This window comes from Pseudarthrobacter enclensis, from assembly GCF_030811655.1.
GTDB classification, from domain to species: Bacteria; Actinomycetota; Actinomycetes; order Actinomycetales; family Micrococcaceae; genus Arthrobacter; species Arthrobacter enclensis_A.
In genome coordinates this window covers 18,397-38,140 of the sequence record NZ_JAUSRE010000012.1, presented here as the reverse complement: position 1 = coordinate 38,140, position 19,744 = coordinate 18,397, and the positions used below count along the sequence as shown (strand labels likewise).

The window sequence follows — 19,744 nt, the reverse complement described above, 5'->3', positions numbered from 1 at the left end:
AGTCTACAGGAGCGCCCCTGCCGCCGGACCGCATCGAGGCCGCAGGCCGGCGCTTTAAAGAGGAGCATCCAGCGTCCCGCCCCGCCCCGCCACTGACCGTCCGGCCCCTATATTTCGGCCCCGGTTCGTCACTTCATGATTTGGGTCACCCTTATTGGCAGTTAACACAGAATGCTCACTAGACTTGCAAAGGTCCGGGTTCAGCGGACAGAGACTGGTTCGAACGTAGTGCTGAAGCACCGGGGGGCCAAAGAGAAATCAAACTCATGGAAGAGGCGTATTTCAAGTGCCAGAGCAGCCAAGCCACCGTCTACCAGAGGAATTTGGCGGAAACGAGTGGCTCGTTGACGAACTGTACGAGCAGTACCAACAGGACAAGAACGCCGTGGACACCAAGTGGTGGCCCCTGTTTGAATCCTTCGACTCGGGCAACGGTTCTTCTTCCAATGGAAATTCCGCGCATGCCGCCAACCCTCCCACGCGGGAACTTCCCGTCGTAAAGCAGGCCCCGGCAGCGTCGCCGGCCGCAGCCCCCGCCGCTCCCCCCGCACCGCCCGCTGCCGCTGCCCCGGCGCCTGCCGCACCGGCAGCAGCCCCCGTCAAGAAGGCCCCCGCCACGGAAGCGCGCGACGGCGGCAAGAAGACCGAAGCCGGCACCGGCTCGCAGCCCATCCCGGCCCAGCTGCCCAAGAACGTCAAGGCTCCCACCGCTCCCGAGGAAGACGTTGTCTCCGTCCTTCGCGGACCGGCCAAAGCGATCGCCACCAACATGGTCACCAGCCTCGAGGTGCCCACCGCCACCAGCGTCCGCGCCATTCCGGCCAAGCTGCTCATCGACAACCGGGTGGTCATCAACTCCAACCTTGCCCGCGCCCGCGGCGGCAAGGTTTCCTTCACCCACCTCATCGGCTACGCCGTGATCCGGGCGCTCTCCCAGTTCCCGTCGATGAACGTCTACTACGACGAGGTGGACGGCAAGCCCGTCGCCGTGCAGCCGGCACATGTCAATTTCGGCATTGCCATCGACATGCCCAAGCCCGACGGCAGCCGCCTGCTGATGGTTCCGAACATCAAGAAGGCCGAAACCCTCAACTTCGCGGAATTCTGGCACACCTACGAGGACCTCATCAAGCGGGCCCGCAACGGCAAGCTCACCGCCGAGGACCACCAGGGCACCACCGTGTCCCTCACCAACCCGGGCGGAATCGGCACCGTGCACTCCGTGCCACGCCTCTCCAAGGGCCAGGCTGCCATCATCGGCGTCGGCGCCCTTGACTACCCCGCTGAGTTCCAGGGCGCCAGCGAAAAGATCATCGCCCAGAACGCCATCAGCAAGGTCCTCACCCTGACCTCGACGTACGACCACCGCGTCATCCAGGGCGCCGGCAGCGGTGAATTCCTCAAGCTGGTCCACCAGCTCCTGCTGGGGGCGCAGAACTTCTACGACGAGATCTTCGAAGCCCTCCGCATCCCCTACGAGCCCGTCCGCTGGAGCCCCGACCTGCAGGTGGATCCGGCCGACGAGATCAACAAGGTCGCCCGCATCCAGCAGCTGATCCACTCCTTCCGCGTGCGTGGACACCTCATGGCGGATACCGATCCGCTGGAGTACGTCCAGCGCAAGCACCCCGACCTCGACGTCCTCACCTACGGCCTCACGCTGTGGGACCTGGACCGCGAGTGGCCCACGGGCGGCTTCGGCGGCAAGCCCATGCTGAAGTTCCGCGACATTCTCGGCGTTCTGCGCGATGCCTACTGCCGCACCACCGGCATCGAGTACATGCACATCCAGGAGCCTGCCGAACGCAAGTGGTTCCAGGACCAGCTGGAGCACCCTTACTCCAAGCCCAGCCGGGAAGAGCAGCTGCGCATCGTTTCCAAGCTGAACGCCGCCGAGGCCTTCGAAACCTTCCTCCAGACCAAGTTCGTGGGCCAGAAGCGCTTCTCCCTCGAAGGGGGCGAGTCGCTGATCCCGCTGCTGGACGCCATCATGTCGGACGCTGCCGACGACGGCCTGGACGAGGTTGCCATCGGCATGGCACACCGCGGCCGCCTCAACGTCCTGACGAACATCGCAGGCAAGACCTACGCCCAGGTGTTCCGCGAGTTTGAGGGCACCCAGGATCCCCGCTCCGTGCAGGGTTCCGGCGACGTCAAGTACCACCTGGGCACTGAGGGCACCTTCACGTCGGACAATGGCAAGGAGACCAAGGTCTACCTCGCGGCCAACCCGTCGCACCTGGAAGCCGTCGACTCCGTGCTCGAAGGTATTGTCCGCGCCAAGCAGGACCGCCTGGACCAGGGCGAAACGTTCCCCGTACTGCCCATCATGGTTCACGGTGACGCCGCCTTCGCCGGGCAGGGTGTTGTGGCGGAAACGCTGAACCTGTCCCAGCTTCGGGGTTACCGCACCGGCGGCACCATTCACATCGTGGTCAACAACCAGGTGGGCTTCACCACCGCCCCGTCGTCCTCGCGCTCGTCCACGTACTCCACGGATGTTGCCAAGATGATCCAGGCACCGGTTTTCCACGTGAACGGCGACGACCCCGAGGCAGTGGTCCGCATCGGCCAGCTCGCCTACGAGTTCCGGCAGCGCTTCCACAAGGACGTTGTCATCGACATGGTCTGCTACCGCCGCCGCGGCCACAACGAGGGTGACGACCCCTCGATGACCCAGCCGCTGATGTACAACCTGATCGAAGCCAAGCGCTCCGTCCGCAAGCTGTACACCGAGTCCCTCATAGGCCGTGGAGACATCACCGAGGAAGAAGCCGAGCAGCTGCTCCGCGACTACCAGGAACGGCTGGAGCGGGTCTTTGCCGAGACCCACGCCGCCCAGACCTCCCCGATTCCGATCGTGACGGCAGATTCCGCAGCCGTGTCCGACATCGAACGGCCCATGGCCCAGCAGTCCGATGCAGGCGTCAGCGCACCGTCCTCCACTGCCATCAGCGCAGACACCCTGGCCAGGATCGGCAAGGCACACGTCGAAATTCCTGACGGCTTCACGGTCCACCCGAAGCTGAAGCAGCTCCTTGAAAAGCGCGAGCAGATGTCGCGCGAGGGCGGCATCGACTGGGGCTTTGGCGAGATCGCTGCCTTCGGCTCCCTGATCATGGAAGGCGTCCCCGTACGCCTGGCCGGCCAGGACTCGCGGCGCGGCACGTTCGTGCAGCGCCACGCCGTCTTCCACGACCGCGCCAACGGCAAGGAATGGCTGCCGCTGGGCAACCTTTCCGACAACCAGGCAAAGTTGTGGATCTACGACTCCCTGCTGTCGGAATACGCCGCCATGGGCTTTGAGTACGGCTACTCGGTGGAACGCCCGGACGCCCTTGTCCTGTGGGAAGCCCAGTTCGGTGACTTCGTCAACGGTGCGCAGACCATCATCGACGAGTTCATCTCCTCGGCCGAGCAGAAGTGGGGCCAGCGCTCCTCGCTGGTCCTGATGCTTCCGCACGGCTACGAGGGCCAGGGCCCGGACCACTCCTCCGCAAGGATCGAACGCTTCCTGCAGCTGTGCGCGGAAGACAACATGATCGTGGCCAACCCCACCACCGCGGCCTCGCACTTCCACCTGCTGCGCCGCCAGGCATACAGCCGCCCGCGCAAGCCGCTGATCATCTTCACGCCCAAGCAGCTGCTGCGCCTGAAGGCTGCCGCTTCCTCCGTGGAGGACTTCACCAACGGCACCTTCCGTCCCGTCATCGGTGAGCATGAGCAACTGCCGGCAACCGCCGTCGAGCGCGTGCTCCTCGTCTCGGGGCGCCTCTACTACGATCTCCTGTCCACCCGGCAGAAGACCGGCGACAAGACCACCGCCATCATCCGCGTGGAGCAGCTCTACCCGCTGCCGCACGCGGAGATCGCTGCGGAACTCGCCAAGTACCCGAACGCAGAGGTGGTCTGGGCACAGGATGAGCCCGCCAACCAGGGCCCGTGGCCGTTCATCGGCCTGCACCTGCCGGAGATCCTTGACCGCCGCGTCCGACTGGTTTCCCGCCCGGCATCGGCCTCCACGGCCGCCGGGTCCATGAAGCGGCACGCAGCGGAGCAGGATGTCCTGCTGAAGCAGGCATTTGCTCGGAAGTAGGCAGTAAGGCTGCCCGGCCGGACGTCGAAATACCAGACTCCGGCCGGGCAGTTCTGTTTAATGGATGGACAGCGCCGCAACTTCCGCAGCCGCGGCGGCTGCTGCCGCACAGAGTAACCCGTACCGAAGTAAAGAGGAACGCGTGGAAGACAGGAAGCTGCGGATCGCAGCTGTAGGAGACGAACTGCTGGCCGGACTGGGCGATCCCCGGGCCCTGGGCTGGCTGGGCCGCGTCCTGGCCCGCACTCCCCAGGACGGCATGGTGCTCGAAAGCTATGCGCTCCCCTGTCCGCAGGAAGGTACCGAAGGGCTCGCGGCGCGCTGGCTGGACGAAGCAGGGCGCCGCTTCAGCGGCCAGGCAGAAAACCGGCTGGTCATCGGCCTGTCCGGGCGCGACATCGAATTCGGACTCTCCACTGCCCGCAGCAGGCTTAACCTGGCCAACATCCTGGACTCTGCGTCGCAGAACAGGATCGAGGTCTTCGTTGTTGGGCCGCCTCCCACGCTGGATCCGGCGCAAAACAGGCGTCTGGACGAGCTGAACACCGCTTTCGCCGACGTCACCACCCGCCGCAAGCACCTCTACGTCGACACCTTCTCTCCCCTGCTGAACCATGAACAGTGGCGCCAGGACCTGGCTGCGAATGGTGGGACGCCCGGTCAGGCAGGTTACGGGCTCATGGCGTGGCTGGTGCTGCACCGCGGCTGGTTCCAGTGGCTTGGGTTGGACGCGCCGCAGTAGCTGCACTTCGAGACGTATCTTGACCCGTCCAGTAACCGGCGTTAGGTTGAACCGACGCGATATATCGTCTTCTGGAGGGGACCTTGAGCGAGGAGAACTGGACCGTCGCAGGCCCGCAAACCATTGACGTCAATGACGTTGCCGCGCTGAAGCTGGGCATTGTCAGGGGCAGGTTCGAGGTCCTGCCCCACGCCGGCCCGGCAGTCCGGCTGGAGGTTTCCGAGGTGCATGGCGACCCCATCGCCGTGCACTTGGGCGATGGCAGGCTGGAGGTCCGGCATCAGCTCCATGGGGCCCAGGGATGGTTCAGGACCCTGATGGAAACGGTCAACCACAACAGCGACAATTCCGCGGTCATCAGCATTTACGTCCCCGCCGGCATCGACGTGGAGGCGGGCACCGTCAGTGGTGCAGGTCTGGTCACCGGCATTTCCGGCCGCGTCCGGCTCAGCAGCGTCTCGGGCACTCTCACTGCCGAGGGCACGTCCGGCGAACTTCAGGTCAACACGGTCAGCGGGCGGGTGGAAGTCAGTAACCACCGCGGAGTCCTCACGGCCAAGAGCGTCTCCGGAGAGGTCAACGCCTCAGGCCGCTTTACACATGTCCGCACCAACACCGTCAGCGGGCACCTCAATTTCGACCTGCTCGATTTCACGCAGGATTTCGGCTCCAACTCGGTGGCCGGCGATCTGGCCATCCGGCTGCCCCATGACGTAGGCGCCGACATCGTGGCCAAGTCAGCCGGAGGCGCAGTGGTCCTCGATGGCCACCAGTGCATCCTCACCAACGGCAAAGTGGAAACCATTGCCGGTCCGGACGCACAGCTGACTCTCGTCCGCACCAACTCCGTCTCGGGCAAAACCTCCATCAGCCACGCTCCCGCGCCAGCAGAGGGCGGCGGGGCCCCAACAAACTGATGCCACCGGTCTTCGCCAGAGGCGCGTTGCGCCTCTACCTCCTGGCCCTGCTCGAAGGCGGCCCAAAACACGGCTATGAGCTCATCAAGGCACTGAAGGACCGGTTTGATGGGGCCTACTCCCCCAGCGCCGGGACCATCTATCCCCGACTGGGCAAACTCGCGGCGGACGGCCTGGTGGCCACCGAGGCCGCCGGACGCCGCACCAACTACCGCCTCACCGCCGCCGGCCTCGCCGAACTGAACCGGCGGCGGGTGGATCTCGCCGGAGTCGAGGAACGGATCGCCGCAACCGCACGGCGGCTGGATGTTGAGCTTGTCCTGCAGCAGTTCAACGACGGGCTGCAGTCGGATCTGCGCCGCCGGGCCCTGCACGGGCCCCTCAGCCCCGCCGTTCTGGAGACGGTCAGGACCGCATTGGACCACGCCCGGGCGACCATCGGCGGCGCGCTGGAGCCCTAGCACAAGGACCTTGGTGTACAACCGCAGGTCATCGGGCCTTGCCGGTTCGCGGGCCGCCACATGATGTGGGAGACTGGAGGGCAGCTCTTTTGAGTACCAACAGTAAGGAGGCCAGCTATGAGCAAGCGTGCACGCAAGCGTCGTGACCGTAAGCGTGGCGGCGCGAACCACGGGAAGCGCCCCAACACCTAGGCAAATGCCAGGAACTACGGTTCAAGCAAGGGACCCCGCAAGCCACTCGGCTTGCGGGGTCCTTTGGTGTCTGTGGCCGTGACCCGGCGGGAAAGTCCTGAACCTATGCTTCGACGCTGCGGATGGAGTGGATCCGGTCCAGGATCGCGTTCTTCAGGTTGTCCGGAGCGGATTCCTTGCAGGAACGCTTGACCATGTTCCGGATGACGCACTCAAGGTCGTATTGCTCCGTGCACTCAGGGCACTCGTCAAGGTGGTTCTTGATCTCGGTCAGGTCCTCGCGGGTCAGTGCCCCGTCAAGGTATTCGTAGATGCGTTGCATCCGGGTGTCGTCGCAATCGCCCAATCCCTGGCAGTCGCTCATTTCCTGTTCTCCTGTGCTTTGCTTCCTGCCGCATCCGACGTATCCGCGGCCGTTTTGAATCCGCGCTCAGCGGCATATTCCGCGAGCATGTCCCGCAGCATTCGCCGGCCGCGGTGGAGCCGGGACATCACGGTGCCGATCGGCGTGTTCATGATGTCCGATATTTCCTTGTACGCGAAGCCCTCCACGTCCGCGAAGTAGACGGCCAGGCGGAACTCCTCCGGAATGTCCTGCAGAGCCCGCTTGACGTCCGAGTCCGGAAGGTGGTCCAGAGCCTCAGCTTCGGCCGATCGCAGGCCACTCGAGGTGTGCGATTCGGCCCGGGCAAGCTGCCAGTCCTCGATGCTGTCCGAGTTGGACTGCAGGGGCTCGCGCTGCCTCTTGCGGTAGAGGTTGATGTACGTGTTCGTCAGGATCCGGTACAGCCATGCCTTGAGGTTCGTCCCCGGCTTGTACTGGTGGAAGGCCGAGAACGCCTTGGTGTAGGCCTCCTGGACCAGGTCCTCCGCGTCCGACGGGTTCCGCGCCATGCGCATGGCCGCTGAATACAGCTGGTCCACGTACTGCATGGCATCACGCTCAAAACGCAGGCGGCGCTGCTCCACGGACTCCGCGGAGACGTCCAAGGTGCCGTCATCGCCCGACGCTTCAGCGTCCAATGGCTCGGGACCTGCCTGGCCGGAGGCCAGGGGTTCGCTTCCTGCCCTGCCGTTCACTTCGCCGGGGGAAGCCTCATACATGGCCGCGACGGCCGGATCCAGGGTGTTCATTGCCTTCAAGTCTACTGTCAGCCTCCCGGACCGGGGCATGCCGTACTCCGGAGCCCCGGCTGCCAGCTTGTCCACTGCCACCGGGCCCGCCTGTCTGGTTCCGTCCAACACCTTCCCCAAGGGCCAACTCCGCTCTGTTTCGGGTGAATGATCTCCAGGTCCCCTGTCTCGGACCCGACATGGACAACCGCCTCACACGGGCAAATATTCCCCAAAAGTGCAAGACTAGGACCGACTCCGCCGCTTGCCGCGGTTCGTCCATCCAGGAGGAAATCCATGTCCTTTGTCCGCACGCTCGCACGGCCCATGCTTGCCTCCAGTTTCGTTCTCGCCGGACTGGATAAGCTCAAGAACTCCGACGACACCGCACAGCAGCTTTCGCCGTTGCTGCGCAAGGCTGCAGCTTCGCTCCCTTTCCAGGCGAATGAGAAAACCCTTGCCCGGGTCATCGGTGGAACGCAGGTCGGGGCCGGCGTCCTGTTCGGGCTCGGCAAGTTCTCCAGGCTTTCGGCTGCCCTGCTCACGGTCATTTCCCTCCTGAACACCTTCGTCGAATGGCGCAGCGCGGACATCAGCAGCAAGGAAGGCCGTGAGAACCGGCGGAACCAGCTGCTCAAGAACCTCTCCTTGGGCGGCGGCGCCCTGCTCGCTTCAGTGGATACGGCCGGCAAGCCGGGCCTTGCGTGGCGCGCCGAACACCTCGCCGCGGATGCCCGCCGGAACGCATCGCACCTGGCCGCCGACGCCCGCAAGACCACCACCAAAAAGCTGAACAAGGCGGACAAGGCTGTACGCCGCGCCGTCGACCAAGCAACGAAAGCCTAAGCACGAATGACCGCACCAGCTGCCGCCCGGGACGAATCCGGAACCCCTGTCCAGCATTGGCACGCGCCTTTCGCGGCCGGGCCCGTCGACGCCACAGTGACGGTGCCGGGATCAAAGTCCCTGACCAACAGGTACCTGGTCCTGGCAGCCCTTGCAGACGGACCGTCCCGGCTGCGCGCGCCCCTGCACTCCAGGGATTCCGCCCTGATGATCGACGCGCTCCGGCAGCTGGGCGCCACCATCACCGAAGTGCCCGGCGACGGCGCTTTCGGGCCTGACCTGGAGGTGCTTCCCTTCCACGCGGCAGCGGAAGCATCCCGGACCAGGATCGACTGCGGGCTTGCCGGCACCGTCATGCGGTTTGTCCCGCCGCTGGCGGCGCTGCGCAACGGAGCCAGCCTGTTCGACGGCGACCCGCACGCACGCAAGCGTCCCATGGGGACCATCATCGAGGCCCTCAAGGCGTTGGGCGTGGCCGTGGCGGCGGAAGACGGCAGCGCGCCGTCGTCGCTCCCCTTTGCGGTGGAAGGGACCGGCACAGTCCGCGGCGGCCACCTGGTGATCGACGCCAGCGCCTCCTCCCAGTTCGTCTCGGCCCTTCTCCTGGTGGGGGCAAGGTTTGACGAGGGCCTGCACCTTGAACACGTGGGAAAGCCGGTGCCGAGCCTTGACCACATCAACATGACAGTCGACGTCCTCCGGGGCGTGGGGGTGTCAGTGGACGACTCCGTCCCCAACCACTGGGTGGTGGCGCCGGGACCCATTCGCGCCTTCGATCAGCGGATCGAACAGGACCTTTCCAACGCGGGCCCTTTCCTCGCCGCAGCCCTGGCCTCGAAAGGTACGGTGCGGATCCCCAACTGGCCCGCGGAAACGCAGCAGGTGGGAGATTTGTGGCGCGGCATCCTCGCCAGGATGGGCGCCAAGGTCTCCCTGGCCGACGGCGTCCTGACCGTCACCGGCGGCCCGGAGATCAGGGGCGGCGTTTTTGCCGACACCAGTGAACTCGCTCCCACGGTGGCAGCGCTGTGCGCCCTGGCCAGCGGCCCCTCCCGGCTCACCGGCATCGCACACCTGAGGGGACACGAGACGGACCGGCTCGCGGCCCTGGTGACGGAAATCAACCGGCTCGGCGGCGACGCCGAAGAAACAAATGACGGACTGGTAATCCGGCCCGCGGCGCTGCACGCGGGCGTCGTCCACAGCTACGCAGACCATCGCATGGCCACTGCCGGTGCCATCCTGGGCCTGGCTGTGCCAGGCGTGCAGGTAGAGGACATCGCCACCACCGCCAAGACCATGCCCGACTTCCCGGAGCTGTGGGCAGCCATGCTGTCCCAAGGGTCTTCGGCACAGCCGGGACCGGAAGGGCGTGGCAGTGGCGCGGAGCACTGATTCCTGGGACGAATCAGACGTTCGCATCCGCCCAAACAAGAAAGGCTCACGTCCACGTACCAAGGACCGGCCCAGCCATGACGATGCCGTCACCGGCCGGATCATCACCGTGGACCGGGGCCGGTACACGGCTGTGGTGGATGAGGACTCGAAGGAAGAGCGTGTAGTCATCGCCGCCCGCGCGCGCGAGCTGCGCCGGTCGCCGGTGGTTGCCGGCGACTTCGTATCGCTCGTTGGAAACGTGTCCGGGGCGCCTGACACCCTGGCCCGGCTGGTGAAGATCCAGGACCGGAAGACGCTCCTGCGGCGCAGCGCAGATGACACCGACCCCGTGGAGCGGGCCGTGGTCGCCAACGCGGACCAGTTGGTGATCGTGGTGGCCGCAGCCAACCCCGAGCCCCGCACCGGGTTCATCGACCGCGCCCTGGTGGCGGCCTATGACGCCGGCATTGAGCCGATCCTGCTGGTCACCAAAGCCGACGTCAAGGATCCGGCGGACCTGCTGTCCAACTACACCCATCTGGACTTCCCCGTGATCATCAGCCGCACCGCCGATGCCCAGGCCTCGGGAATAGACGCGCGGTCCGACGACGGCCTCTCCGCCCGGCTGGACATAACTGCGGTGGCAGACCTCCGGGCGCACCTCGACGGCAAAGTCACCGTGATGCTGGGGCACTCCGGGGTGGGCAAGTCCACCATGGTGAACGCGCTCACCGGTGCCGAGCGTGCCACCGGCGGGGTGAATGCCGTGACCGGCCGCGGCAGGCACACGTCCTCCTCCGCCCTGGCTCTGCGCCTGTCCGACGCGCCTCCGGGCAGCTGGATCATCGACACCCCGGGCATCCGCTCCTTCGGCCTGGCGCACGTTGACCCTGACCGCATCCTGCGCTCCTTCCCGGACCTCTCCCCCGGGATCGAGAGCTGCGAGCGCGGCTGCAAACACACGGCAAGCGCCGTTGACTGCGGGCTCGATGGCTGGGTGGCGGATGGACACGCCGGGCCCACCGGTCCCGCCAGGCTGGCGTCCCTGCGGCGCCTTCTGGGTACGGACCCGCGGATGGAAGCGCAGGACGCCAAGGAGCTCGGCAGCGTCAACTGACGCGTTCTCCCGGCAGAAGCGTCGGCAGACGGTAGTTTGGAACCATGATCCAACCCGCTTCGAGCTACAACGATGACCTGCGCCTGGCCCACGTCCTGGCCGACTCCGTGGATGACCAGACCATGAGCCGTTTCAAGGCCCTGGACCTCCGCGTTGAGACCAAGCCGGACCTGACGCCGGTCACCGATGCGGACAAGGCCGCCGAGGAAGCCATCCGCGGCCAGCTCTCGCGTTCCCGCCCCCGCGACGCCGTCCTGGGCGAGGAGTTCGGCAGCACCGGGCACGGTTCGCGGCGCTGGATCATCGATCCCATCGACGGAACCAAGAACTTCGTCCGCGGCGTGCCGGTCTGGGCCACCCTGATCGCACTCGTGGACGAAGGCGAGCCCGTTGTGGGCGTGGTCAGCGCCCCGGCCCTGGGCAAACGCTGGTGGGCGGCCAAAGGCATGGGTGCGTACATGGGCAGGTCCCTGGCTGCCGCCACCAGGCTCCGCGTTTCCAACGTGTCCAAGCTCTCCGACGCGTCCCTTTCCTACTCCAGCCTCAGCGGCTGGAAGGAACGCGGCAACCTGGACGAGTTCCTGGGCCTCACCGAGGACGTGTGGCGGACCCGTGCCTACGGCGACTTCTGGTCGTACTGCATGGTGGCAGAAGGCTCCGTGGACATCGCCTGTGAACCGGAACTGAACCTGTATGACATGGCGGCCCTGGTGCCCATTGTGGTGGAGGCCGGCGGCCGGTTCACGTCCCTCGAGGGCGAAGACGGCCCGTTCGGCGGTAACGCGTTGGCCACCAACTCGATCCTGCACTCGGAAGTGCTGCACCGCCTGAACCCATACCTGGACGACCTGCTCTAACAGCCGCGGTTTTACCGCTACAGCGAATATTGCGACGCCGGGTGCCCCTAAAAGGGGGCGCCCGGCGTCGTTTATTCGCCCACGCGTAACAAACGCCTTAACAATCGCCCTGGCTTCAATCCTGGGCGCCCCATGTCCTACGCTTTTATGCAGGTCACGAGTGCCAGCGCAAAACCCCGGTTTGCTGGCCGGCAACCCTCCATTCGCGGTGGGGTGCCCCGGGTGACGACCAGGCCGGTCCGGAGCGGATGCGGCAAGCGCGGATTCCTGTGTGCCGGAGTCCTGTAGTCAAGTGAGGTCTCTGTGACAACTGCCACCGTCTCCCCCCAGCCCGCTATCGCCCAGGCTGCCGCTGCCGATCAACGCCGCGCCGCTGCCGGCCGGCCCCTCGCCGCCGTCACCGGAGCGGAAATCCAGGCACCACTGATTTCCGGCGGCCACGTACGCTACGCCAACCTCGATTACGGCGCGTCAGCCCCCGCGTTGTCTGTGGTCTCGGCTTACCTGAACGAGATCCTGCCTTACTACGCCAGCGTCCACCGCGGGGCCGGGTATGCGTCCCAGATCAGCACGTCAGTGTACGAGAACGCCCGCAGCATTGTCCGCGACTTCGTGGGCGGCCGCCCTGACGATTCCGTGATCTTCACCCGCAACACCACCGATTCGCTGAATCTGCTGGCTGGCTGCCTGCCCGCAACTGGAGGACGTCCGGACGGGGACGTCCTGTACCTGGACATCGAACACCACGCCAACCTCCTGCCGTGGCAGGCCGTCCCGCACCGCAGCATCGTCGCCGCGGACACCATCACCGGCACGCTGGAGTCTGTGCGTGCCGAACTGGCGCAGGGCGGGGTCAGCCTGCTGGCAGTGACCGGCGCATCCAACGTCACCGGCGAGATCCTTCCCATCCGCGCCCTGGCCGCGCTGGCCCACCAGCACGGCGCCCGGATCGTGGTGGACGCTGCCCAGCTGGCGCCGCACCGGCGGGTGGATATCAGCGCCGACGACGTGGACTACCTCGCTTTCTCCGGCCACAAGCTGTACGCGCCGTTCGGGGCCGGCGTCCTGGTGGGGCGGCCGGACTGGCTGGACTCGGGCGTCCCGCACCTCGCCGGCGGCGGCGCAGTCAAGGAAGCAAGGCTCGACGGCGTCAGCTGGGCCACCGGACCGGCCCGCCATGAGGGGGGCTCGCCGAACGTCCTCGGGGCCGCCACCCTGGCCCGCGCCACCCAGGTGATCGCCGGGCTGGACCAGGACCGCTGGCATGCCCACGAAGCCGCCATCCGCTCGTTCCTGGTTGAGGGCCTGCAGCGCATTGACGGCGTAACGGTCCACCAGATCTTCAAGGACACCAACCCGGAAACGGACACCATCGGCGTGGTCAACTTCTCCGTCGAAGGCTACGACGCGGGCCTGGTGGCCGCCTATCTCTCGGCGGAGCACGGGGTGGGCCTGCGCGACGGGCGCTTCTGCGCCCACCCCCTCCTGAAGCGGCTGGGGCTGCCGTCCGGCTCCCTCCGGGCGAGCTTCGGCGTCGGCTCGCGGCTGGAAGACGCCGAACGCCTCCTCGCGGGAATCCAGGCGCTGCGCGCCGACGGCCTGGGCTGGGACTACGTGGTTGACGCGGGCCGCTGGGTGCCCGCAAACGACACCCGCACCTACCCGCACTGGGCCCCGAATACCCCCGGGACGGCCGGCGCCGCGCCCTGCATCGACGACTAGGGCGGGCTGCCTCCTTCCGCCACGCCGGCGATGCCTTCCGTGCGGTAGATTCGAAAGACATCCACAATCGGCAGCGTCAGAAGGAGGCCACGCGTGGTTCGGGGTGGCCCCAGGCTCGATCACGGGCGGCGCCGGGAGCTGGGGCAAAGCTTCCAGGACGGCGGCAGGCATTACCAGCGGGTGCGGCCCGGCTACCCGGAGGAATCAGCACGCTGGCTGGTCCCCGCCGGAGCCCACGACGCCCTTGATGTCGGCGCTGGAACCGGAAAGTTCACCGCGTTGCTGCTGGAGATGGGACTGGACGTCACCGCCGTCGACCCGTCGGAAGACATGCTCGCCCAATTGAAGGCCCACTGCCGGGCCGCCACCGCCGTGACCGGCACTGCGGAGGCGACTGGCCTGCCGGACGCAAGCTTCGACGTCGTCACCGTTGCCCAGGCCTGGCACTGGTGTGATGCCCTGGCGGCAAGCACGGAGCTCGCCCGCGTCCTGCGCCCGCACGGAACCCTCGGCCTCGTGTGGAACCAGTTGGATACCTCCGTGCCGTGGGTGCACCGGCTCTCCAGGATCATGCACGCCGGCGACGTCTACCGGCCGGGACACAAACCCGTCGTCGGGCCCGAATTCCGGGGCCTCGAAGGGCATGTAACACACTGGCAGGACACGGTAACCACGGCAGACCTGATGGAACTCACCAAATCGCGCAGCTACTACCTCCGCGCCGGCGAGGCCACGCGCGCCAAAGTTCTGTCCAACCTGGACTGGTACCTCCATGAACACCTCGCCTACGCCCCGGGCCAGGAGCTTGACCTTCCATACCTCACGCTGGCGTGGCGCGCCGTCAAGGCGTAACCGGCACACCACACAGTGCCGTCCCGGCCAAACCGGTAGGCTTGAGCCTGTGAAGACCAGCGCGCCCTCCTCCTCCATCGAGGACTACGTCAAGGTCATCTATTCATTCACGGAATGGCAGGACAAGCCCATCACGTCCTCCCAGCTGGCACAGCGGCTGGGTGTGGCGAATTCCTCCGTGTCGGAGATGGTCCGCAAGCTCAAGGACCAGGGCCTGGTTGACCACAAGCCCTACAGCGCCGTCACGCTGACCGAGCCCGGCCTCCGCCTGGCACTGTCCATGGTCCGGCGCCACCGGCTGATTGAGACCTACCTGGTCCAGCGGCTCGGTTACAGCTGGGACGAGGTCCATGATGAGGCTGAACAGCTGGAGCATGCTGTATCGGACACCTTTATCGAACGCGTCGCCGCCAAGCTCGGAAACCCCAAGCGGGACCCGCACGGTGACCCCATTCCCACTGCCGACGGCCAGGTGCTGATGCCGCGGGCCCACCTCCTCGCTGATCTGGACGAGGGCCACAGCGGGCGGATCACGCGGATCAGCGATGACAATCCCGAACTGCTCCGGTACCTCGCCGCCCAGGACATAGACCTCGACGCCGACGTCGAAGTGGTGGGACGGCGGCCCTTCGGGGGCGCCCTGGTGGTGCGGATCGGCCGCGCCGGCGCGTCCCGCGACTTCGACCTTGCCGATGAGATCGCCTCCGCGTTGTGGGTGTCCAGCGACACCCCGCATTCCGGCTGCGTCCTGGGCGGCCGCTGACGTGGCGATGCCAACGGGCAGTGCGTGGCTGGCCGTCGCGGCCGGAGGGCTGATCGGCAGCGAACTGCGGTACGGGCTGGGGCTGGCGTTCCCTGATACTCCGGGGTCGGTTCCCTGGGCCACGCTGGCCATCAACATCAGCGGCAGTTTCGTCCTGGCGGCACTCACTACGATATGGATCGCCCGCCCGCATACAGCTTTTTGGCTCCGCGCCGCGCTGGGGCCGGGCCTGCTGGGCTCCTTCACCACGTTTTCCGCGGTCATCCTTGCCTCCGGCCAGTTGGCCCGCGCTCAGGCACACCCGGTGTGGATCACCTACCTGGGGTTGTCTTTGGTCCTGGGCCTTGCGGCGGCCGGGGCCGGGTGGCGGACCGGCAGGTTCGTTTCACGCAACCAGGACGGGCGGCGATGACCGCGGCCGTCCTGGTGGGAATTTTCGGCGTCGGGGGCGCGCTGCTGCGGTTCGCCGTCGACAGCTGGTTTGCCCACCACAGCAGCATCCGCAGCGTCCGCACGGATGGAAGCGCCAGGCTGCACTGGCCGTGGGCCACGCTGCTGGTTAATGTGGCAGGGTGCTTCGTCATCGGCGTGGCGCATGGCCTGACCGCTGGGATGGGGCTTGGCAGCGAATGGCAGGTGGGCCTGGCGACCGGCCTCGCAGGAGGCCTCACGACGTTCAGCTCCTGGACCACCGCCACCATTCGCCTGGTCAGCGAGGCACGCTTCGGCTCCGCCCTGCTGAACGTGGTGGTCAACCTGGTCCTGGGCTTTGCCGCCGCGGCCGCAGGAATCGCGCTGGCTGGTTAGGCCCCCACCGGGCCGCAGTCGGCGATTTGGCCGCCTCCCGTATCGTGGAAGGTGATGATCAGCAGACGTGATGCAGCAATAACCCTCGATGTCCCCTTGGAAATGGCACAGCGCCACGGCCTGCCGAAGTGGATGTCGGAAGCAGAACTGCGAGCCATCCTGGACAATCCCCCACCCTGGCTGGTGCAATCGCGTGCCAACAGGACGGGCAAGCGGCCCGTATGGGTCCATCTGGAATGTGCGGTCTGCGGGTACGAGGAAGCGGCGCGCCCCAAGAAGTGGTGGCCGGACTTCACGTACGTAGTCTGTGTGCACCACTCCCCGACCGAGGTTCCGCCCGTACGCACGGGCTGCGTCCGCAGCGAGTACGACGGCGTCGGGACACGTTTCGTGGGCATCGCAGACGTGGAAGCGCCCCAGGCCAGCCGTTAGCTTTCCCAACGCTTCGCCCCCGGGCGCCGGCCCGGCGTCGTGCTTACGATGTCCCGTTCGCCGTCATTTCGTTGGGAACGGTGGTGAGGTGCAGTTCACTGCCCTCCCGGAGCACTGCGACGTCAAGGGGCTGGCCAATGGCGTCCGCGAACAGCAGCCGCTGCAGACTCTCAGCATTGCTGACCGGGCTGCCTCCGGCCGTGACGATGATGTCTCCGGCCAGCAGGCCGGCCTTGTCCGCCGGCGACCCCGGCAGAACCTCCACGATGCGAAGCCCCTGGCGCAGACCGGTGCGGATCACGGAGCTGGGGTTGAGCTGGATCGGCGTGCTGACGAGGCCCAGGTAGGCGCGGCGCACCCTGCCATCCTTGAGCAGGGCGGAGATGATCCGGCGGGTGGTGGCGTTAATCGGGATGGCCAGCCCCAAACCCGCCCCTGCCACAGCGGTGTTGATGCCGACGATCCTGGCGTGGCTGTCCGCGAGCGCTCCGCCGGAGTTGCCTGGGTTCAATGCCGCGTCTGTCTGGATGACGTCCTCGATGACACGCCTGTTGCCGCCCGACCAGACCGGAATGGCCCTGCCCAGGCCGCTGACCACACCTGCGGTCACCGACCCCGCCAGTCCCAGCGGATTTCCCACCGCGACCACCAACTGTCCCACGCGGAGGGACTCGGCCGCGCCGAACTCCGCAGGCCGGAGCCTGGGCCGGGAGCCGTGAACCACCGCAAGGTCGGACAGCGGGTCGGCGCCCACCAGTTCCAGCTCCATCCTGGTGCCATCGCCGAAAACCGCAAAACCGTGCACGGTACCGGCAACCACGTGCGAATTGGTGAGCAGGTAGCCATCCTCCGTGAAAAGCACGGCAGAGCCTGCACCCACCCTGACGCGTCCGTTGCGGCGCGTTGCGGTCATCTCGATGGCTGCCACGTGGGGCGTGACGGCTGCGGCGACGTGCATGACTGTTTTCGAATAGGAGTCCAGGACCTCGTCGTCTTCCGCTGTCCCGGCGTTCCGCGCCTGTTCCATGACGCACCTCCGGCGTCCGTTCCATCCACCCCGTGGGGCCGGCCTCAGCGTGATTTTGTTCCGGCCCCGGCCATCGCGGGCCTTTAGTGGAACAACGCATGCGCGCGCTGTTTCAAGTCCCGGTTCTGCTACGCCGTGGGTGAACGGCACCCTGGTCCACCGCTGGATCGTTCTTCACCCGTGCGCGGCGGCTCTCCAGGCTCTAGGATCGGTACCATGACTGATTCACCTGCAGGGTCTCATACGGAAATTCTGCGCGCTGATGAATGCTGGAAGTACCTCAAGTCCTCGTACATCGGACGGCTGGCGGTCATCAACGGTGATATTCCGGAGATCTTTCCAGTGAATTTCTCGGTGGCCGGAGGAACCCTGGTGTTCCGTACGGGACAGGGCACCAAGCTTCGTGCCCTGCTCAGCGGTGCGATGGCAGCCCTCGAAGTGGATGGGCTCAACCCCTACGCCACGGAGGTTTGGAGCGTGGTAGCCAAGGGCGTGCCGGAACCCTTTGATGAAGCCCGGATGGCCCTGCCTGAAGACGACGCTGACCGTGAACCGTGGGAGCCGGGCATCAAGGACCACTTGGTGGCCATCACCCCCACGGAGATCAGCGGGCGCAGATTCGCGGTGAGGTCGCGGGTGCGGTGGTGGCCGCCCGTGGATTTTTCCGCCGATTGGCTGGACTAGGCGGGGCCGCCCGTACCCCTTACGCCGTGAGGATCACCTTGAGGGCTTTGGTTTCGGAAGCACGGGAAAACGTGTCATAGGCGTCGAGGAACTGGTCGAAGCCAAACCGGTGCGTCGCGAATTTTTCTGCCCTGATCCGGCCCTGGGCCACCAGCTTGAGCAGCATGGGCGCGGTGTTGGTGTTCACCAGGCCCATGCTGATGGTGATGTTTTGGATCCACAGGTCTTCCAGGTGCAGTTCCACAGGCTTTCCGTGCACCCCGACGTTCGCCACGGATCCGCCGGGGCGGACGATGTCTGTGCACATGGCGAAGGTGGCCGGCACGCCCACAGCTTCGATGGCGACATCCACCCCGTGGCCGTCCGTCAGGGCCAGGACCTGTTCCTTCCAGTCGACGCTGCCGGACAGGACGGTGTCGGTAGCGCCGAACTCCTTTGCCTTCCCGAGGCGGTTGGCGTCCACGTCGATGGCCACCACGGTGGCCGCGCCGTACAGTCCCGCCGTGGTGATCGCAGCCAGTCCCACCGGCCCGGCGCCAACCACCGCGACGGCGTCGCCGGGCTTGACGCGGCCATACTGGACACCGATTTCGAACCCGGTGGCAAGGATGTCCGAGAGCATCACGCCCTGCTCATCCGTGACGCCGGAGGGCAGCAGGTGCAGCGAGTTCTCTGCGTAGGGCACACGGACATACTCCGCCTGGGTGCCGTCGATCAGGTGGCCGAATATCCATCCCGTACCTTCCTGGCCCTCGCCCCCGAGGCAGTGTGAGTAGAGGCCGGCCTTGCAGTTGGCACAGTGGCCGCAGGATTTGATGCAGGAAATGATCACGCGGTCATTGACCTTCAGCCCGGTCACGGAGGATCCGGTTTCAACGACAGTTCCCACTCCCTCGTGGCCAAGGATCCGTCCTTTTTCTACGGCGGGCACGTCGCCTTTCAGGATGTGCAGATCGGTGCCGCAGATGGTGGTCGTATCAACCCTGACGATCACGTCACCGGGCTGCTGGATCCGGGGGCCGGGACTTCGGTCCACGACTTTTCGCCGGGCCCACCATAGACGAGTGCTTTCATGCGGAACTTCCTTACTGTGAGGGGCGGCCGTGCATGGCCTGCGGGCGGGCGCCGATCGATGATGCCCGGGAGATCTCCCCCAGCGTCCCATTGGCCCTGCCGGGCACCAAGGGCCATAGGTCCTCCCGCACAGGCGGGCCTTAATGCCCTTACCGGCGGCAGAAGAGTTGCCTACGCTGTCGACATGACTGACAAGACGAACATACCGGTGCCGGAAATCCTCGACGAAGAAGAGTGTTGGATGCTCCTTTCCCAAACAGGGGTGGGCAGGCTGGCTGTCATTGCTGACGGCCATCCCGACGTCTTCCCCGTGAACTACAAGGTGGAGGGCCGTTCGCTGGTTTTCCGCACCGGCGGCGGCACCAAGCAACAGGCCATCCAGTCAGACGCCACGGTTGCCCTGGAAGCTGATGCCGTCAGTTCCCAGTTCGGCCTTGCCTGGAGCGTTGTGGTCAAGGGCAAGGCCGCTGAGACAACGCCCACCGGCGCTGACCTGGATGACATCCGCCGGGCGCTGTTTCCCTGGCAGGGTGTGGGGCAGGAGCACTTTCTCCGCATCACGCCGGAATCCGTAACGGGGAGGCGCTTCACGATGAGCGCACCGCTTTTGTGGCAAACCCCGCTGGACGACGCAACCCGCGCCGGCTTCGAATAGGCCTGTGGAC

Annotated in this window: 20 protein-coding genes, 1 pseudogene and 1 riboswitch; of the genes and pseudogenes, 17 read left to right on the top strand and 4 right to left on the bottom strand. The window is 66.2% G+C overall.

All coding sequences use genetic code 11. The features are described 5' to 3' along the window. The first annotated feature begins 286 nt into the window (after positions 1-286). The 5 genes from J2X98_RS12555 to J2X98_RS22240 all read left to right on the top strand — a co-directional run bounded on the left by J2X98_RS12555 (position 287) and on the right by J2X98_RS22240 (position 6,408). Positions 287-4,096, top strand: a complete 3,810-nt coding sequence (locus tag J2X98_RS12555; protein ID WP_141942153.1) for a multifunctional oxoglutarate decarboxylase/oxoglutarate dehydrogenase thiamine pyrophosphate-binding subunit/dihydrolipoyllysine-residue succinyltransferase subunit — start codon at positions 287-289, stop codon at positions 4,094-4,096. Between the two features lie 142 nt (positions 4,097-4,238). Further along, a complete protein-coding gene (locus J2X98_RS12550) occupies positions 4,239-4,838 on the top strand; it encodes a GDSL-type esterase/lipase family protein (protein WP_141942156.1) in 600 nt (199 codons plus the stop codon). 83 nt (positions 4,839-4,921) lie between these two features. Next, entirely contained in the window at positions 4,922-5,755 is an 834-nt protein-coding gene (locus J2X98_RS12545) for a DUF4097 family beta strand repeat-containing protein (RefSeq protein ID WP_307308578.1), read from the top strand. Further along, positions 5,755-6,216, top strand: a complete 462-nt coding sequence (locus J2X98_RS12540; protein ID WP_307308576.1) for a PadR family transcriptional regulator — start codon at positions 5,755-5,757, stop codon at positions 6,214-6,216. The genes J2X98_RS12545 and J2X98_RS12540 overlap by 1 nt, the downstream gene beginning before the upstream one ends. A 117-nt stretch (positions 6,217-6,333) precedes the next feature. After that, positions 6,334-6,408 carry a 50S ribosomal protein bL37 gene (locus J2X98_RS22240; RefSeq protein WP_369299106.1) on the top strand — a complete coding sequence of 25 codons (75 nt, stop codon included), beginning with the start codon at positions 6,334-6,336 and terminating at the stop codon, positions 6,406-6,408. A 103-nt stretch (positions 6,409-6,511) separates the two neighbouring features. Here the strand turns inward: J2X98_RS22240 and rsrA are convergent, their stop codons facing one another. Together rsrA and J2X98_RS12530 are read right to left on the bottom strand one after the other, a co-directional pair. Further along, complete coding sequence (gene rsrA, locus J2X98_RS12535) at positions 6,512-6,772, bottom strand: mycothiol system anti-sigma-R factor (RefSeq protein ID WP_141942165.1); 261 nt, start codon at positions 6,770-6,772, stop codon at positions 6,512-6,514. Then, on the bottom strand, positions 6,769-7,581 hold the full coding sequence (locus tag J2X98_RS12530) for a sigma-70 family RNA polymerase sigma factor (protein ID WP_373460885.1): 813 nt from the start codon (positions 7,579-7,581) through the stop codon (positions 6,769-6,771). The genes rsrA and J2X98_RS12530 overlap by 4 nt, the downstream gene beginning before the upstream one ends. 237 nt (positions 7,582-7,818) lie before the next feature. Here J2X98_RS12530 and J2X98_RS12525 point away from each other — a divergent pair, with 237 nt between their 5' ends. The 10 genes from J2X98_RS12525 (at position 7,819) to J2X98_RS12480 (ending at position 16,294) form a co-directional block, all read left to right on the top strand. Next, entirely contained in the window at positions 7,819-8,367 is a 549-nt protein-coding gene (locus J2X98_RS12525) for a DoxX family protein (RefSeq protein ID WP_141942169.1), read from the top strand. A 6-nt stretch (positions 8,368-8,373) separates the two neighbouring features. Further along, on the top strand, positions 8,374-9,762 hold the full coding sequence (gene aroA, locus J2X98_RS12520) for a 3-phosphoshikimate 1-carboxyvinyltransferase (protein ID WP_307308570.1): 1,389 nt from the start codon (positions 8,374-8,376) through the stop codon (positions 9,760-9,762). Next, positions 9,746-10,861, top strand: a complete 1,116-nt coding sequence (gene rsgA, locus J2X98_RS12515; protein WP_141942173.1) for a ribosome small subunit-dependent GTPase A — start codon at positions 9,746-9,748, stop codon at positions 10,859-10,861. The genes aroA and rsgA overlap by 17 nt, the downstream gene beginning before the upstream one ends. Positions 10,862-10,905: 44 nt before the next feature. Then, a complete protein-coding gene (gene hisN, locus J2X98_RS12510) occupies positions 10,906-11,718 on the top strand; it encodes a histidinol-phosphatase (protein ID WP_141942175.1) in 813 nt (270 codons plus the stop codon). 152 nt (positions 11,719-11,870) lie between these two features. Beyond that, a riboswitch (SAM riboswitch) is annotated at positions 11,871-11,984 on the top strand. A 37-nt stretch (positions 11,985-12,021) separates the two neighbouring features. After that, positions 12,022-13,440 (top strand): aminotransferase class V-fold PLP-dependent enzyme, encoded by a 1,419-nt coding sequence (locus tag J2X98_RS12505; protein ID WP_307308562.1) that lies wholly within the window; start codon positions 12,022-12,024, stop codon positions 13,438-13,440. Positions 13,441-13,533: 93 nt separating this feature from the next. After that, positions 13,534-14,292 carry a class I SAM-dependent methyltransferase gene (locus J2X98_RS12500; protein WP_307308559.1) on the top strand — a complete coding sequence of 253 codons (759 nt, stop codon included), beginning with the start codon at positions 13,534-13,536 and terminating at the stop codon, positions 14,290-14,292. Positions 14,293-14,341: 49 nt separating this feature from the next. Continuing rightward, positions 14,342-15,055, top strand: a complete 714-nt coding sequence (locus tag J2X98_RS12495; protein ID WP_307308556.1) for a metal-dependent transcriptional regulator — start codon at positions 14,342-14,344, stop codon at positions 15,053-15,055. Positions 15,056-15,062: 7 nt separating this feature from the next. Next, entirely contained in the window at positions 15,063-15,467 is a 405-nt protein-coding gene (locus J2X98_RS12490; RefSeq protein ID WP_307308764.1) for a fluoride efflux transporter FluC, read from the top strand. Next, entirely contained in the window at positions 15,464-15,862 is a 399-nt protein-coding gene (locus tag J2X98_RS12485; RefSeq protein ID WP_307308553.1) for a fluoride efflux transporter FluC, read from the top strand. Before J2X98_RS12490 ends, J2X98_RS12485 begins: the two co-directional genes overlap by 4 nt. Positions 15,863-15,916: 54 nt before the next feature. Continuing rightward, positions 15,917-16,294 (top strand): hypothetical protein, encoded by a 378-nt coding sequence (locus J2X98_RS12480; protein WP_307308550.1) that lies wholly within the window; start codon positions 15,917-15,919, stop codon positions 16,292-16,294. Between the two features lie 43 nt (positions 16,295-16,337). Here the strand turns inward: J2X98_RS12480 and J2X98_RS12475 are convergent, their stop codons facing one another. Then, positions 16,338-17,321 (bottom strand): S1C family serine protease, encoded by a 984-nt coding sequence (locus J2X98_RS12475; RefSeq protein WP_307308547.1) that lies wholly within the window; start codon positions 17,319-17,321, stop codon positions 16,338-16,340. A gap of 216 nt (positions 17,322-17,537) precedes the next feature. On the opposite strand from J2X98_RS12475, the gene J2X98_RS12470 reads away from it, so the two are divergent. Further along, positions 17,538-18,005, top strand: coding sequence for a pyridoxamine 5'-phosphate oxidase family protein (locus tag J2X98_RS12470; protein WP_141942188.1), 468 nt, complete (start codon positions 17,538-17,540; stop codon positions 18,003-18,005). 19 nt (positions 18,006-18,024) lie between these two features. On the opposite strand, the pseudogene J2X98_RS12465 reads toward J2X98_RS12470, so the two are convergent. Further along, positions 18,025-19,079 (bottom strand): annotated as a pseudogene (locus J2X98_RS12465) (zinc-dependent alcohol dehydrogenase family protein). A gap of 184 nt (positions 19,080-19,263) precedes the next feature. Between J2X98_RS12465 and J2X98_RS12460 the strand changes: the two are divergent. Continuing rightward, on the top strand, positions 19,264-19,734 hold the full coding sequence (locus J2X98_RS12460) for a pyridoxamine 5'-phosphate oxidase family protein (RefSeq protein WP_307308541.1): 471 nt from the start codon (positions 19,264-19,266) through the stop codon (positions 19,732-19,734). The last annotated feature ends 10 nt before the right edge of the window (positions 19,735-19,744 follow it).